At 39.8% G+C, this 14678-nt stretch carries 11 protein-coding genes; 4 read left to right on the plus strand and 7 right to left on the minus strand.

Going from position 1 to position 14678, the window contains the following annotated elements; genetic code table 11:
• The first annotated feature begins 215 nt into the window (after window positions 1-215).
• Complete coding sequence (locus CZ367_RS04700; RefSeq protein WP_077195827.1) at window positions 216-1115, plus strand: Abi family protein; 900 nt, start codon at window positions 216-218, stop codon at window positions 1113-1115.
• 135 nt (window positions 1116-1250) lie between these two features.
• Here the strand turns inward: CZ367_RS04700 and CZ367_RS04705 are convergent, their stop codons facing one another.
• The gene (locus CZ367_RS04705) at window positions 1251-2045 is read right to left on the minus strand and encodes an IS3 family transposase (RefSeq protein WP_144005936.1); all 795 of its coding nucleotides are present in this window, start codon (window positions 2043-2045) and stop codon (window positions 1251-1253) included.
• Entirely contained in the window at window positions 2006-2320 is a 315-nt protein-coding gene (locus CZ367_RS04710) for a transposase (RefSeq protein WP_077195696.1), read from the minus strand. Before CZ367_RS04710 ends, CZ367_RS04705 begins: the two co-directional genes overlap by 40 nt.
• A gap of 562 nt (window positions 2321-2882) precedes the next feature.
• Here CZ367_RS04710 and CZ367_RS04715 point away from each other — a divergent pair.
• Entirely contained in the window at window positions 2883-4223 is a 1341-nt protein-coding gene (locus tag CZ367_RS04715) for a DUF389 domain-containing protein (RefSeq protein ID WP_077197365.1), read from the plus strand.
• Between the two features lie 65 nt (window positions 4224-4288).
• On the opposite strand, the gene CZ367_RS04720 is transcribed toward CZ367_RS04715, so the two are convergent.
• Entirely contained in the window at window positions 4289-5143 is an 855-nt protein-coding gene (locus CZ367_RS04720) for a hypothetical protein (protein ID WP_077197366.1), read from the minus strand.
• 384 nt (window positions 5144-5527) lie between these two features.
• On the opposite strand from CZ367_RS04720, the gene CZ367_RS04725 reads away from it, so the two are divergent.
• Entirely contained in the window at window positions 5528-6553 is a 1026-nt protein-coding gene (locus CZ367_RS04725; protein ID WP_077195829.1) for an FAD:protein FMN transferase, read from the plus strand.
• A gap of 106 nt (window positions 6554-6659) precedes the next feature.
• The gene (locus tag CZ367_RS04730) at window positions 6660-7319 is read left to right on the plus strand and encodes a Crp/Fnr family transcriptional regulator (RefSeq protein WP_077195830.1); all 660 of its coding nucleotides are present in this window, start codon (window positions 6660-6662) and stop codon (window positions 7317-7319) included.
• Between the two features lie 541 nt (window positions 7320-7860).
• Here CZ367_RS04730 and CZ367_RS04735 read toward each other — a convergent pair.
• The 4 genes from CZ367_RS04735 to CZ367_RS04750 all read right to left on the minus strand — a co-directional run bounded on the left by CZ367_RS04735 (window position 7861) and on the right by CZ367_RS04750 (window position 14557).
• The gene (locus tag CZ367_RS04735; RefSeq protein ID WP_077195831.1) at window positions 7861-9894 is read right to left on the minus strand and encodes a M13 family metallopeptidase; all 2034 of its coding nucleotides are present in this window, start codon (window positions 9892-9894) and stop codon (window positions 7861-7863) included.
• 33 nt (window positions 9895-9927) lie between these two features.
• Window positions 9928-11895 (minus strand): ABC-F family ATP-binding cassette domain-containing protein, encoded by a 1968-nt coding sequence (locus tag CZ367_RS04740; RefSeq protein WP_077195832.1) that lies wholly within the window; start codon window positions 11893-11895, stop codon window positions 9928-9930.
• Window positions 11896-12175: 280 nt separating this feature from the next.
• Window positions 12176-13717, minus strand: a complete 1542-nt coding sequence (gene guaA / locus CZ367_RS04745) for a glutamine-hydrolyzing GMP synthase (protein WP_077195833.1) — start codon at window positions 13715-13717, stop codon at window positions 12176-12178.
• Between the two features lie 45 nt (window positions 13718-13762).
• Window positions 13763-14557 (minus strand): nucleotidyltransferase family protein, encoded by a 795-nt coding sequence (locus tag CZ367_RS04750; protein ID WP_077195834.1) that lies wholly within the window; start codon window positions 14555-14557, stop codon window positions 13763-13765.
• Window positions 14558-14678: the final 121 nt, after the last annotated feature.

Here is a 14678-nt window from a genome sequence, read left to right on the forward strand (position 1 = left end):
TTATCTTGGAAACCACTTTTTTGGCTGGTAAAATATGATTTTTAAGGTTTGATTTAACATTATTAAATATAAATATGTCAAAGAATTCCACTTTTGCGTGATTTTTCTTGCTAAAAAGTTTGTATTATCAATGATTATTTGTATTTTTGCAGCGTTAGTTCCAGCCGAGCCTCTTTACAATGCTTAAATAGGCTGGGCTTTTTTGTTTATAAGCTATGACAAAGAGAAATTTTGGAAAAGATTACAAGACTCCACGAGAACTTGTAACCTTATTGGAAAATCGTGGATTGATAATTAATGATAGGCAAAAGGCTCAATTGTATTTGGAGAGCATTGGCTATTATCGATTGTCTGCGTATATGCATCCTTTGTTGAAGACTCCAAAGATTCTTCATCTGTATAAGGAAGGTGCTACATTTAACAAAGTGATGATGCTTTATCGCTTTGACAAAAAGTTGCGCTTACTCCTTTTTAACGAGATTGAGAAGATCGAAATTGCTGTAAGAGAAGCCGTAATGAATATGACGGCTGAACGGACTGGTGATATATATTGGCTTACAAATTCTGCACATTTTCGTGATCAGTCCATTTTCGTCAATAGTATGGCAATGTTGTCGAAGGAGTATGAACGTTCTACTGAAGACTTTATAGAACACTTCAAAAGAACATATACAGAACCTTTTCCACCAGCATGGATTCTTGGTGAACTTCTCCCAATGGGTAGCGTGAATATGTACTACAGGAACTTGAAAGATAAAGGACTCAAAAAGCAGATCGCCAAGCGTTTCTGCCTTCATGCTCCAGTGTTTGAGTCTTGGCTTTCTGTGCTTACGCTTACTCGCAACGCTTGTTGTCATCACGCTCGTGTTTGGAACAAAGTCAACAAGATTATTCCAAATGATATGAGAGGCATGACTCGTCCTTGGATTACTATTCCTGCGGACAAGCGAAGAATCTATTATAACATGTGCATCATCAAGTATTTCCTTGACATCATCTCTCCCAACAATGACATGCTTGACAAAATGCACAATTTGTTCAGCAAGTTTCCAGAGATAGACCTGGCAGCTCTTGGATTCCCTGTGGGTTGGGAAAATGAACCTCTGTGGCAATAAAAGACATATGAAGAGACTGTTAACCACCCCACATCACCCATATTTTCTGCAATTTTGATGTGATTGAAAGTTAAATACATTAAATCTTCACCTTTTCGTATCTAAACAGAATCCACATAGCCACTTTTCTACCGTTTAGAGCGTATAACACTGATAATCAACTAATAATAGATACATCCCTTCACGTAGCAGACACACGTCATCCTCTGGATTCAGATAAATATACTCCGTTTTAATAGTACGCCAGAAGCACTCAATCCATATGTTATCCTTGCATCTGCCACGTCCATCCATGCTGATGGTTATACCTAAATCCTCGCAGGTAGATGTCCATTCCTCGTTGGTGTACTGGCTGCCCTGATCAGAGTTGATGATTTCTGGATTTCCGTAAGCATTGACAGCCGTATGCAGCACCTCTATGCTATTGGCCTTTTCAAGAGTGTTATGCAGTCCCCAGGCCATAATACAGCGACTGTAGACATCAATGATAGCCGTAAGATACATAAAGCCCTTCCTCATAGGAATATAGGTGATGTCTATACTCCACACGTGATTTGGATGGTTTATGTCCAAATGTCGCAAGAGGTAAGGCTTCTTGTATATTGTGGAGCCTGGTTTAGAAAGTGATTTCTTAGGATAGATGGGAGTTATACTCATCTTGTGCATCAAACGTCGAACACGTTTCGGTCCAACCGCAAATCCGAGCAATACTAATGCATCACACATACCAATCACCCCCTTGGAGGGATGCTCAGTATGCTGGCGATCTATTTCGCTCATAACCTTGATATTTTCTTCGTTCTCACCCTTGAGCTCGTAGTAGAATGTACCTTTGCTGATACCAAGGACTTCGAGCTGGGCGTTGAGACTAAGTTTACTGTCAGGGGAAACTAATCGTCTTCGGGCATCGGTATCCCCAATGCTTTTGATGCCCTCTTCGCAAAATCCAGCTTCATCTCCAACTCGCCTATCTTACGTAAGTGGCGGTCACGCTCTGCCTGAATATCTTTCTCTGTGCGCTCTGTACTGCCACCGAATGCCGCTGCCGCATTCTTAAGAAACTCAGCCTTCCAACGACTGATCTGAGCTTGCGATAACTCATACTTGGTTGATAACTCGCTTAACGTCGATTGCTCTTTAAGCGCATCGATCGCAACCTGGGCCTTAAACTCGGCCGTGTGCTTTCTTCTTGTTGACTTTCCCATTTCGTGTGCAAAGTTACTAATTTAATATTTGACTTATGCACTGGTTCGGAAATTTGGCAGTAATATACATTAACCCCGAATTGCTCATTAGACCAGTTTAGGTGCTTACTTTATTATTTTTGAAACTTATGAGATGTCTTTTGGATTATTTTGAGATTTATTTTACCTATATCTGCAGTCACATAGCCCGCTATGCTCCTTTGATATATGCAAAATAAATCTCAAAATAATCGTAAAATACATTCTCATTCTAACGACCGATTTGGGATAATGTGGAGTCAAATTGCTCCATAACCCGAAAATAATCCCCAAAAGGAGTGAGTCTCTCAGATTTAATTTGTATCTTTGCTATGTCTATCGTCGGATTCTCTTGTTTTTTTGCAACACTAAGATAAGTGAAAATTCTGATATGGCAAAATCCTGAGCCGCTCGGCTCTGCCGCTTGCCAAAGCAAGAGCTTTTTGTTGCTCAGGTACTTAAAAATTTTAATTTATAATAGTGTTGCGGAATTAAGGGTTTATAATGCGAAATGATAAATAACGAACGTGATACTATGCAATTTATGAAAGAAAACAAACAAGAGTTATGGGTGGTAATAAAAGGGTATTTCAACGCTTTGCCCGATAAGGAGGACGAGCAAGAGACAATCAAGTCGATTAGTAGTGATGCTGTATTTCACGGAGCAAAACTTTGGGTACTTGTCTTTGCAATCTTTATTGCTTCATTGGGTTTAAATGTCAATTCAACAGCTGTAATTATTGGTGCAATGCTTATCTCTCCTCTTATGGGGCCAATTATTGGAATGGGGTTAGGAATTGGCATTAGCGACCTTCGACTACTGCACCGCTCGTTTAAGAACTATTTGATAGCCACCTTGATAAGTGTGCTTACAGCTACATTTTATTTTCTTTTAACACCTTTAACCGCTGCACAATCAGAGCTTTTAGCCCGCACTTCCCCTACCCTATACGATGTGTTTATCGCTCTGATTGGTGGTGCAGCAGGTTTCCTTGCCATCGCTACCAAGGGTAAAGGTAATGTTATTCCAGGTGTAGCCATTGCCACTGCTCTGATGCCACCACTTTGTACAGCAGGATATGGGCTTGCTATGGGGCAACTTTCTTATTTCTTAGGTGCTTTTTATTTGTTTTTTATCAATACCGTATTTATTTGTCTTTCAACATTTATAGGTGTACGAATGCTTAGATTTAAGCAAAAAAAGTTTGTCGAACCTGTCCAACTGCAAAAGGTAAAACGATACATCATTGCAATTGTTGTAATTACAATGCTGCCAGCAACTTATATGACAATACAAATTATAAAGAAGAGCGTGCGAGAAAATAATGTGAGAAAGTTTGTTAAGAACGAGATGAGTTTCAAGGGCACACACATCATCTCTCAAAGTATCAACGAAAAGAATATTAATATTGTGGCTGTGGGAAGGGCAATTACCTCGTCCGACATATCAAGATTGAAAAAGGGTTTAAAAAACTATCAACTTGACGATTACAAGCTCAATATCATACAAGGAGCAATGTCTGACAGCACATTAATCAATAATTTGATGCGTAATGGTACGGCTTCAAACGAATTAACCAACAAGCAATTGATGGAGCAAGCAACACAAATCCAAGAGTTAGAACGCCAAGTTGAAGCATACACCCGATATAGCAGTTTAAGTCAAGGCATACGCAAAGAGGTAACTTCGCTTTGGCCTTCAATTACTAAGATTGCAATTGCACCAATACACGAGGCACGAACAGACACTGCTGTAACCAAACGCTATGTCATCGCCATAGTAGGCAGCAAAAGTCCGATAGAGCACGCCGACCAATTGCGAATGCAACGATGGTTGAAAGAACGTGCAAAAGCTGATAGCTTGCGCCTTATCGTAACACCTTAAAACGATTAAGCCATTAGTAATCAATTTCTGAATACTAATGGCTTATTCTTTTACATTCCAAGCAATTATCTCACAGGATAATCGTATCTCCTTGCATTATAAATCGAATTGCGTTGTGATGGCATGTGGTCAAATTCCATCTGAATGGTGAGCGAATTTTGATTGTTTTCACCCCATTGATAAGTCACCCCACCTCCAATTCTATCCATAAAGCGATTTGCTTCATAGCCTATTGCGGTATAAGGCGAATAGCCATAATAAGGCGAATAGCCATAATACATTGGCATATAGCCCATTCCATAACCACCCCAACCATTGCCGTGTGTGCCATAAGCCATCGCCCAAGGCGTGATATTATCAGAAGTAAAGGCTTTTTGGACAAATGCGTATGCACTCCAATGCTCGTTAAAACGATAACCTAAGAGCGCATTTATACCTGCAGAAGTGTAGTTTGAGCCGCCATACGTGATGTTGTTAAAATAACCACCAATGGCCAATGTAGCTTTCTTTGAGAGATTGCTAACATACATAACCGACACATCTTCTGAGAAGCCAACTCCGTGTCCATAGCCATCACCAAAGTTAGCAAATACCGATGTACCAACATTTACGTTCAGTCCCTTATGCAGTCTCCATCGTGAAGGTCCCCAACCCCAATAAGGAAATATCACATCTGTATTGGTAACAGTTTGTCCATTTTCATCTACAAAAGGGAGGTTGGTGTCTATTTGATATTGTTCAGCTTGTTCTTCAGCCAAACGGCGTGCATACGCTTTTTCAGCCTCTGTTGCCTTGCGCACCCCTTGGAGTCGAGTCGACTCAATAGGTTCTATCTTTGATGTATCAGCAGTTAATACCTCTTGCGCACACATTGGTATGCTCAAAAATACTACTGCCATAATAATAAATATCTTCTTCATATTCTGAATATTAGAGGTTTGCGAAAACTTCTTTAGTTGCAAAGATAACAAACGCCGTCCAAACAGCAAAGAGATTTTAGAAAAATAAAGCCTATCCTCACTTATCTTCATATTTATTTGCAATTCAGGTATAGTGAATACACATATTGTTTTTCGTTTTCGATTAGCGTGTTATATATTTTATTTGCTAAATTCAAATACTTTATAAAAACTATCTACCGTAAAGAAAAAAGCTGTAACTTTGCAAAATATTAGCAGAGTGCGTATAGATATAATCTATTGATATATAACGCTTTAAAGTAGAATTTCACTACTTCTTTCGTTATATTCATTAACATCTATCAATCATTCTACATACATTGAGTTAGTAAAAAGATATAAGTTATGAATTTTAAGTCAAATAAAAAGTTATTATGGCAGTTGCCTTTCTTGCTTGTGCTAATCGTTGGAACTATCTTTATTGTAAAGCAACAACGGGATATGCCTTATCAGCACAACGAGGGATTTGTATTCGGAACGGTTTATCACATTACCTATCAAAGCGATAAAGACTTACAAAAAGAAATAGAAGCCGAACTGCAAAAGGTAGACAATTCGCTGTCAACCTTTAATAAAACATCAGTTATTTCTAAGGTCAATACCAATCAAGTTGTAGAATTGGACGATATGTTTATTGAAGTTTTTAACAAAGCAAAAGCCATCTCAAAAGAGACCGATGGATCATTCGACATCACTGTTGCACCATTGGTAAACTTATGGGGCTTTGGTTTCAAACAAGGCAAGACTCCTTCTAAATATACCATTGATAGCTTAAAGCAAATCGTTGGATATGAGAAAGTTACCCTCTTATCCAAGAATATTAAAAAGAAAGACAGACGCATTATGATAGATTGCTCTGCAATTGCTAAGGGGTATGGTTCAGATGTTGTAGCTCGATTTTTAAAGAATAATGACATCAAGAACTTTATGATTGAGATTGGTGGCGAAATCGTTGTCAGTGGAAACAGCGACAATCGTGTTCCGTGGAAAATAGGTGTAAACAAGCCAGTTGAGGACAGCACCAAAACCAACAACGAAATACAAACTGTACTCAACATAACCAATAAGGCTATGGCAACAAGCGGCAACTATCGCAACTTCTATTATAAAGGAGGCAAAAAGTATGCACACACTATCGACCCTAAAACGGGTTATCCTGTTCAACATTCGTTGCTATCGGCTACAGTTTTAGCCCCCGATTGTGCAACAGCAGATGCCTATGCTACATCGTTTATGGTAATGGGTATGGAAAAGGCAAAACAAGTGTTAGAAAAGCACAAAGAGTTATGGGCTTACTTCATCTATACCGATACAAAGGGAAAACTACAAGTGTGGTATAGTCCAGAGTTAGAAAAGAAAATTATGAACTAAGTATTTATGGGTAGTCTGCTGTACAACTAAATCATAACAGACTACCTATAACCATTTTAACAGAATAACAGCTAACCCTATTTTGATAAATCTTTTAAGGTAAGATATGTTGCAGTTTTATGATACGCTTTTAGAACTTCCAATGTTTATTGGCATTGGTCGCAGCGACTTATCCGAAATTGTTAGCACAACCAAGTTCGACTTTTTAAAGTTAAACCCCAACGAACTACTACTGTCCGAAAGTGATAAAGCAAACAAACTCTATATATTGATAGATGGTATTCTGTGGGTTAAAAGCAAGGCAGACGACCATTCCTACGAACTTATAGAAGAGGTGACTGCCCCCACTGCTATACAACCCGAACGCATCTTTGGTTTAACGCAATACCATTCTAAAACTTATGTTGCTAAAAACGAGTGCAACCTTCTATCATTAGACAAGCAAGAAGTACTCCGCTTGTCGGCTACATATCTTATTTTCAGATTAAACTATTTCAATATGATTTGCACGCAAGCACAACGTGGAAGTCGTTTTTTATGGCTAAAACAACCGCAAGACATCCGTGCAAAGTTCGTCAGTTTTGTTAGAAACCATTGTGAAAAGCCTGCTGGTCAAAAGGTTTTAAACATCAAAATGCAAAAGTTGGCAGACAACCTCCACGAAAGTAGGCTCAATGTTTCGCATCTATTAAATGCGTTGAACGACCAAGGACTGATCCAAATATCACGAAGCAAAATCGTTATACCTGCATTAGAAAAACTTTAACTACAACGTTTTTGATCCGTATCTGTATGTTCTATTAAGAAAACTCACAATAACTTTAACTATGCCCTCTTGAAACCTACCACAAGAACTTATTAATGGACTAAATTAATAAAAAAGTTAATACATAACAATTTAGATCTATACGCTGAAATAAAGACAAAATAAGACAAAAAGACATCTCATAAATTTTAATAATAAATGAGATAAATCTTAAACCCAAATTGGTCGTTAGCCCGCAAAGGCTTTTTAAAGCGTTTAGATGTTATGCTTTTCTTCGTCTTTGCACCTTATTTTGGTTCTTTTCGTTTGTTTTTTCAGTTGTTTAGCTCGCTAAACGTCTTCAAAAACAACCAAAAATAGCTCAAAATAAGCGCGCAAATCTCGAAGAAATCTAACGACCGATTTGGGTTAAACTGGTCTAATGCTCGATTTGGGTTAAAATGTAGGGATAAACAAAGCGCAACCTTGCATACGATATGAATTGCAAGATTGCGCTTATTTTATTATCAAGCTTTATAATCTAAAACTGAGCTTTTGGAGCTTACCAAAGGTCAAGACGTTGTGCTTCAGGCAAATAAAGTTTATCACCAGGCTTAACATCAAAAGCTTCGTACCACGCATTGATGTGTGGCAGAGCACCATTTACACGCCATTCACCCAATGAGTGTGGGTCGCTCTTGGTGCGATTTCTAATTTCTGCCTCTGTAATATTAGCTGCCCAAACAGCAGAATATGCAAGGAAGAAACGCTGTTCAGGAGTGAAACCATAGAGGTTCTTCAATTTCTTAGTCTTCATAGCGTTCTTCAAAGCATTGTAAGCCAACATCAAACCGCCGTGGTCTGCAAGGTTCTCACCCATTGTTAGGTTACCATTGGCTTTAAGGTCGGGCAAAACATTAATATTGCTAAAGAACTCTCCAAAAGGAATAGTGCGAGCCTTAAACTTCTCTGCATCTTCCTTTGTCCACCAATCCCTCATATTTCCATCCTTATCGTAATTGCGACCACGATCATCAAATCCGTGTGTCATTTCGTGACCAATTACCACGCCAATAGCTCCATAGTTGAAAGCGTCATCTGCCTTTGCATCAAAGAATGGATACTGAAGAATACCTGCGGGGAAACATATTTCGTTTGTAGTAGGATTGTAATAAGCATTTACAGTCTGTGGGGTCATATACCATTTGTCCTTATCCACAGGTTTGCCAGCTGTTTCTTCAATGTCTACATCGTGCCAGAATTTGCGACAATTCATCACATTTTCATAATACGATTTAGTTGGGTCTATGGTCAACTTGGTCAAATCTTGCCATTTATTGGGATAACCCACCTTTACATAAAAGGTAGAAAGTTTATCAAGACCAGCTTGTTTGGTTTCTTCGCTCATCCAGTCTTGTGCTTTCAAACGTTCTGCCAAACTTATTTCCAAGTTCTTTATCAACTGCTCCATACGTTGCTTGCTGCTTGCAGGGAAATAGCGTTCGCAATAGATTTTACCCAAAGCCTCACCCATCTGAGCCTCAACCTGTTGTGTAGCAATTTTCCAACGTGGATAATCTTCCTTTGTGCCACGCATTGTCTTACTGAAGAAATCGAAGTATTCAGCACGAACATCATCGCTGAGATAATTCACTGCGTTCAAAATAGCATCCCACTCCATACGTGCACGAAGTTCATCAGCAGTCTCTGTTTCAGTGAGTTTGTCCAATCCCACGAGGAATGCAGGTTGACCTACAACCATCTCTTGTAGATATTCCGACTTCACTCCTTCTGCATTCATCATCTGCTCCAATCTAAGGTTTGGATACTTAGCTTTGAAGTCTGCCAAAGTCATTTTATTATAGTTAGCTTCGGCATCACGCAATTCTGTACGGCTCTTAGAGATGAGTGCAATAGCTGTTTCATAACGTACAATAGCGTTACGCTTCATTTCAGCTTGTTCCTGTGTAAAGCCAAAAAGTTTGAACATCTTTACAATGTGTTGCTTAAAGGCATTTCGAATTTCAGTTGTAGCTTTATCATTATCAAGATAATAGTCCTTTTGTCCCAATGTAAGACCGCTTTGCGATACGTTCAAAATATTCATCTTGGCATTTTTCTCGTCTGCACTAAAGCCATATCCCATTGCCATACCATAAGCACGAGACGCATACTTTACCTGAAGCGCACGAAGGTCGTCAAGCGTTTTTGCATTTTCCATTTCGCTAAGTAATGGCATAACTGGTGCAACGCCTTCCTTGTTACGGCGTACAGAGTCCATTGCAAGCTTGTAAAAATCGCTCAACTTAGCTTCAACAGTTCCTGCCTTTACTTTCTTTGTAAGCAAATCGCTAAGAATACTATTGATACGCTTGTTGTTGTCTTCGCCCAATTGGTCGAATGAACCAAAGCGAGAGAAAGCTGCTGGCAGCGGATTGTTCTTCTGCCAACCACCTGTTGCAAACTGATAAAAGTCGTCAGCAGGGCGTACCGACTTGTCGAGATTGCTTTCCTTAATACCAGCTTGGTTTTGAGCCAAACCGACGATAGGAGCTGATGCAATCATCATCATTGGTAAAATTGTTTTGATATTCATTTTCTTCAATATTTTGATTTACTATTCTCTTTATTAATCTATTTGTAGGGTCTCCAACTCTTCAGAGAGCAACATCCATCGCTCGTTTTCTTCGTCTAACGTTTTTTGAAGGTTGGTGTACTCTGTTATTAACTCCATATTAGACGCATTTTCTGTTTTCATCAACAACTCGTCTAATTCCGCCTTTCGTTCTTCCATCTTGGCAATCTTTTTTTCTGATTCCTCAACCGCTTTTTGCGCCTTTCTCACTTTCTTTTGTTGCTCTTTTCGTTCAGCGTAAGAAAGTGCACCCGTTGAGGGTTCATCTATTTCTTCTTTTTTTATAGTAGACTGACCATCATTGGCTGATGAAACTGAATTTGTACTTGCCTTGCTTAAACTTTCTTGAATGGTATCGGCATTATGCGCACGCAAGTAATCGTAGATGCCTCCTAAGTGTTCACGCACCTTTCCTCCTCCAAACTCATAAACCTTGCTCACCAATCCATCAAGGAACTCACGGTCGTGCGATACGATAATAGCAGTGCCGTCAAAAGCCTTGATAGCTTCTTTCAACACTTCTTTTGAAGTAATATCAAGATGGTTGGTAGGTTCGTCAAGGATGAGTAGATTTACAGGTTCAAGCAATAGTTTTATCATTGCCAAACGTGAGCGCTCGCCACCAGAAAGCACCTTGACTTTCTTTTCTGATGTCTCACCGCCAAACATAAACGCACCCAAAAGGTCGTTTATTTTCAAGCGCATATCGCCTTTTGCCACTTGGTCAATGGTATCAAATATTGTTATCTCTTCATCTAAGAGTTGGGCTTGGTTTTGTGCAAAATAGCCTATCTGTATGTTGTGTCCTATCTTCAGATTGCCATCAAATGGTATTTCGCCCATAATACATTTCACAAGGGTAGACTTTCCTTCTCCATTTTTGCCAACAAATGCCACCTTTTCGCCTCGCTTAATGGTCATTTCTACCTTATCAAAGACCAATCGAGCGGGGTATTCCTTGCGCACATCATCACAAATAACGGGGTAGTCGCCGCTTCTCAAACAAGGTGGAAACTTCAAGCGCATAGCCGAATTGTCAACCTCGTCCACTTCTATGGGTACTATCTTTTCCAATTGTTTCACACGTTGTTGCACCTGTACGGCTTTAGTAGCTTGATAGCGAAAACGTTCTATAAAGGCTTTTATATCGGCAATTTCTTTTTGTTGATTTTCGTAAGCTCTAAGTTGCTGTTCACGACGTTCCTTGCGCAAAACAAGGTATTCATCGTATTTCACCTTATAATCCTCTACCCTACCACACGTAATTTCAAGTGTGCGATTGGTAACATTATTGATAAAAGCACGGTCGTGCGACACCAAAACCACAGCTTTCGCACTTTGCGAAAGAAACTGTTCTAACCACTGGATTGACTCTATGTCCAAGTGGTTGGTAGGTTCGTCAAGCAATAGTACGTCAGGACGACGCAAAAGAATTTTTGCCAACTCGATACGCATACGCCAACCACCAGAGAACTCACGTGTAGGGCGGTCGAAATCGTTACGTTCAAAACCTAAACCCACAAGCGTACGCTCTATTTCGGCTTCGTAGTTCTCACCCCCAAGCATCATATAGCGTTCGTGCTCCTGCGTAAACTTATCTACAAGTGCCGTATAGCTTTCGCTCTCATAGTCGGTTCGTTCAGCCATCTCTTGCTGCATTCGCTCCAATTTTTCTTTCATTTTTGTAGCATCAGCAAAAGCCTTGCGCGTTTCCTCCTTCACCGTTGTATCGTCCGATAGCTTCATTACCTGTGGCAAATAGCCTATCGTGGTATCGTTAGGAATAGCCACAACACCAGCCGTAGGGTTCTGCAATCCGCAGAGTATCTTCAGCATTGTCGATTTTCCCGCTCCGTTTTTTCCCACTAAAGCAATGCGGTCGCGGTCGTTTACCACGAAAGAAACATCTTGAAAGAGTGGTTTCACACCAAACTCAACCTTCAAACCTTCTATTGATAGCATCTTATCTTATTCTCGTTTCTATTATTTTTTAACGTGAGTGCAATCCATTATAGTTGTCTATAACGTTGGGTAATCAGTCAAAAATGTTATGCGAAAAAGTCTTTAAAATCAAAGCCTTACAAACAATTATTGTACTATTTACCGACTACAAAGTTACGCAATTTTTCTTTATAGTAGATGCTTTTTGTATATTTTTTTGATATAAAAACAATAAAGCCTCAACTCGTAAAAAGTTAAGGCTTTATCGTTTTATAGAATATATAGAGAGAATGGAAGTATTCTATTCCCACTCAATTGTTGAAGGTGGTTTTGAAGAGATGTCGTAACATACTCTGTTTACGCCCTTCACCTTATTAATGATTTCGTTAGACACCTTTGCCATAAAGTCATAAGGGAGATGTGCCCAGTCGGCAGTCATAGCGTCGGTACTTGTTACCGCACGGAGTGCCACTGGGTGGTCGTAGGTACGCTCGTCACCCATCACACCCACGCTGCGGATAGTTGAGAGAAGAATCGTACCAGCCTGCCATATCTTATCGTAAAGGATTTCGCCATCTTCACAAACATAATTGAGCATATTCTCAATATAGATGTCGTCAGCGTCTTGAAGAATACGAACCTTTTCGCGAGTAATATCTCCCAAAATGCGGACAGCTAAACCAGGTCCTGGGAATGGGTGACGCTTTATGAGGCGTTCGGGCATACCCAACTCGTAACCTACACGGCGTACTTCGTCTTTAAACAACCATTGTAGAGGTTCGCAAAGCTGCAAGTGCATTTCCTTTGGCAACCCACCTACGTTGTGATGGCTCTTAATAACCATACCCGTAATGCTCAAACTTTCGATGCGGTCAGGGTAGATTGTACCTTGTGCCAACCATTTAGCATCAGTTATTTTCTTTGCTTCAGCATTGAACACCTCAACAAAGTCACGACCTATAATCTTACGTTTCTGTTCTGGATCAGTAACTCCTTCCAAGTCGGCAAAGAACTTTTCTGAAGCATCTACACCAATAACATTAAGTCCTAAGCCTTCGTACATCTTCATAACCTTAGCGAACTCATTCTTACGCAACATACCATGGTCTACAAAGATACAAGTAAGGTTTTTACCGATAGCACGATTTAAGAGTGTAGCACAAACAGACGAGTCTACACCGCCCGAAAGACCAAGAATAACACGGTCGTTACCCAACTGCTCTTTCAATTGCTGAACAGTTGTTTCTACATACGATGCAGGACTCCATTCTTGCTTGCTGCCGCAAATATCTACAACGAAATTCTTTAGCAAAGTCTTACCTTGCAAGCTGTGGAACACTTCTGGGTGGAACTGCACAGCCCAAAGTGGATTTGTGCTTGATGCGTATGCTGCAAACTTCACATCGCTTGTTGAAGCTATGGTATGACAGTCTTCTGGAATAGCAGTAATGGTATCGCCGTGGCTCATCCATACCTGCGAATTAGTTTCAAAGCCTTTGAACAAAGGATTTTCAAAGTCGATAGTAGACAAGTTGGCACGACCATACTCACGTGTATCGGTAGGTTCTACTTTTCCACCGTTAGCGTGCGAGATGTACTGCGCACCATAACAGATACCCAAAACAGGCACTTTGCCCACAAATTGTGTCAAGTCTACTTGGAAAGCCTTAGGGTCGTGAACCGAATAAGGCGAACCCGAAAGAATGACACCAATCACCGACGGATCGTCCTTAGGAAACTTATTGTATGGAAGTATTTCACAAAACGTATCCAATTCGCGCACACGGCGACCAATCAGCTGCGTGGTTTGTGAACCAAAATCCAAAATGATAATCTTTTGCATAAGCTGTATTTTTGTATATTATTTCTGTCTTTATCGCTTTAAAAATCAATAACCAAATTTCTTTGCAAACGCCTCTGCATCGTGCAAGGTGTCGAGTTTGCCAACGTCCATCAGCTGCAAATCGTCCTTAACATAACCTTTAAACTTCAAGGTTTGGGCATATTGCAAATAGAAATCCATAATGGGAAACTTCTTTGGACACATCTCCATCGTCTTGAAAACAGAAGGATTGATAACGTGAATACCTGAGAAAGCATACAATTGGTAGCCATTCTGTTGGTTCGAGTTTCCTTCACCAAATGGCTGAACAAACTTTAAGGCTTTCACTTCCTCAAAAGGTGATTTCACTTCTGCTGTATCTACATTCGTCCAACCCATCAAACGCATAGCATTATCAAAGATAAGATAACGCTTTGTTTTCCTTCTACTTACAAGCAACAACGCATCGCAAGCCTCAGTCGCTTCCATTTTCACTGCACAATCATAAAATGCAGCCAAGTCTACATTGCTAAGAATGTCTACATTGTGAATAAGAATAGGTTTGTCCAAACAAAAAAGGGAAGACGCATTCTTAATACCGCCTCCTGTATCAAGTAGTTCTTCCGTTTCGTCTGCTATACGAATATCAATTCCAAAGTTGTGTTCGTGTAGATAATCCTTAATTTGACTTGCAAAGTGATGTACGTTTACAACCATTCGGTTGCAACCTGCATTTTTCAATCTATTAATAGTATGTTCTATCAGCGGCTTATCTCCCACCCTCACCAACGCTTTCGGCATAGTATCCGTAAGCGGTTTCAATCGAGTGCCAAGCCCTGCTGCAAAAATCATTGACTGCATTATCTACTTTTTTTAATGCGTGCAAATTTACTAATTATATTTTAGACAGCAAAGAAATAAGGATAGATTAAAATACATATTTCATCGACAGAGCCAACCAATAAGTGTAAAATTACAATAT

Origin of the sequence: Prevotella ihumii (assembly GCF_900155655.1) — a bacterium.
Lineage (GTDB): Bacteria > Bacteroidota > Bacteroidia > Bacteroidales > Bacteroidaceae > Prevotella > Prevotella ihumii.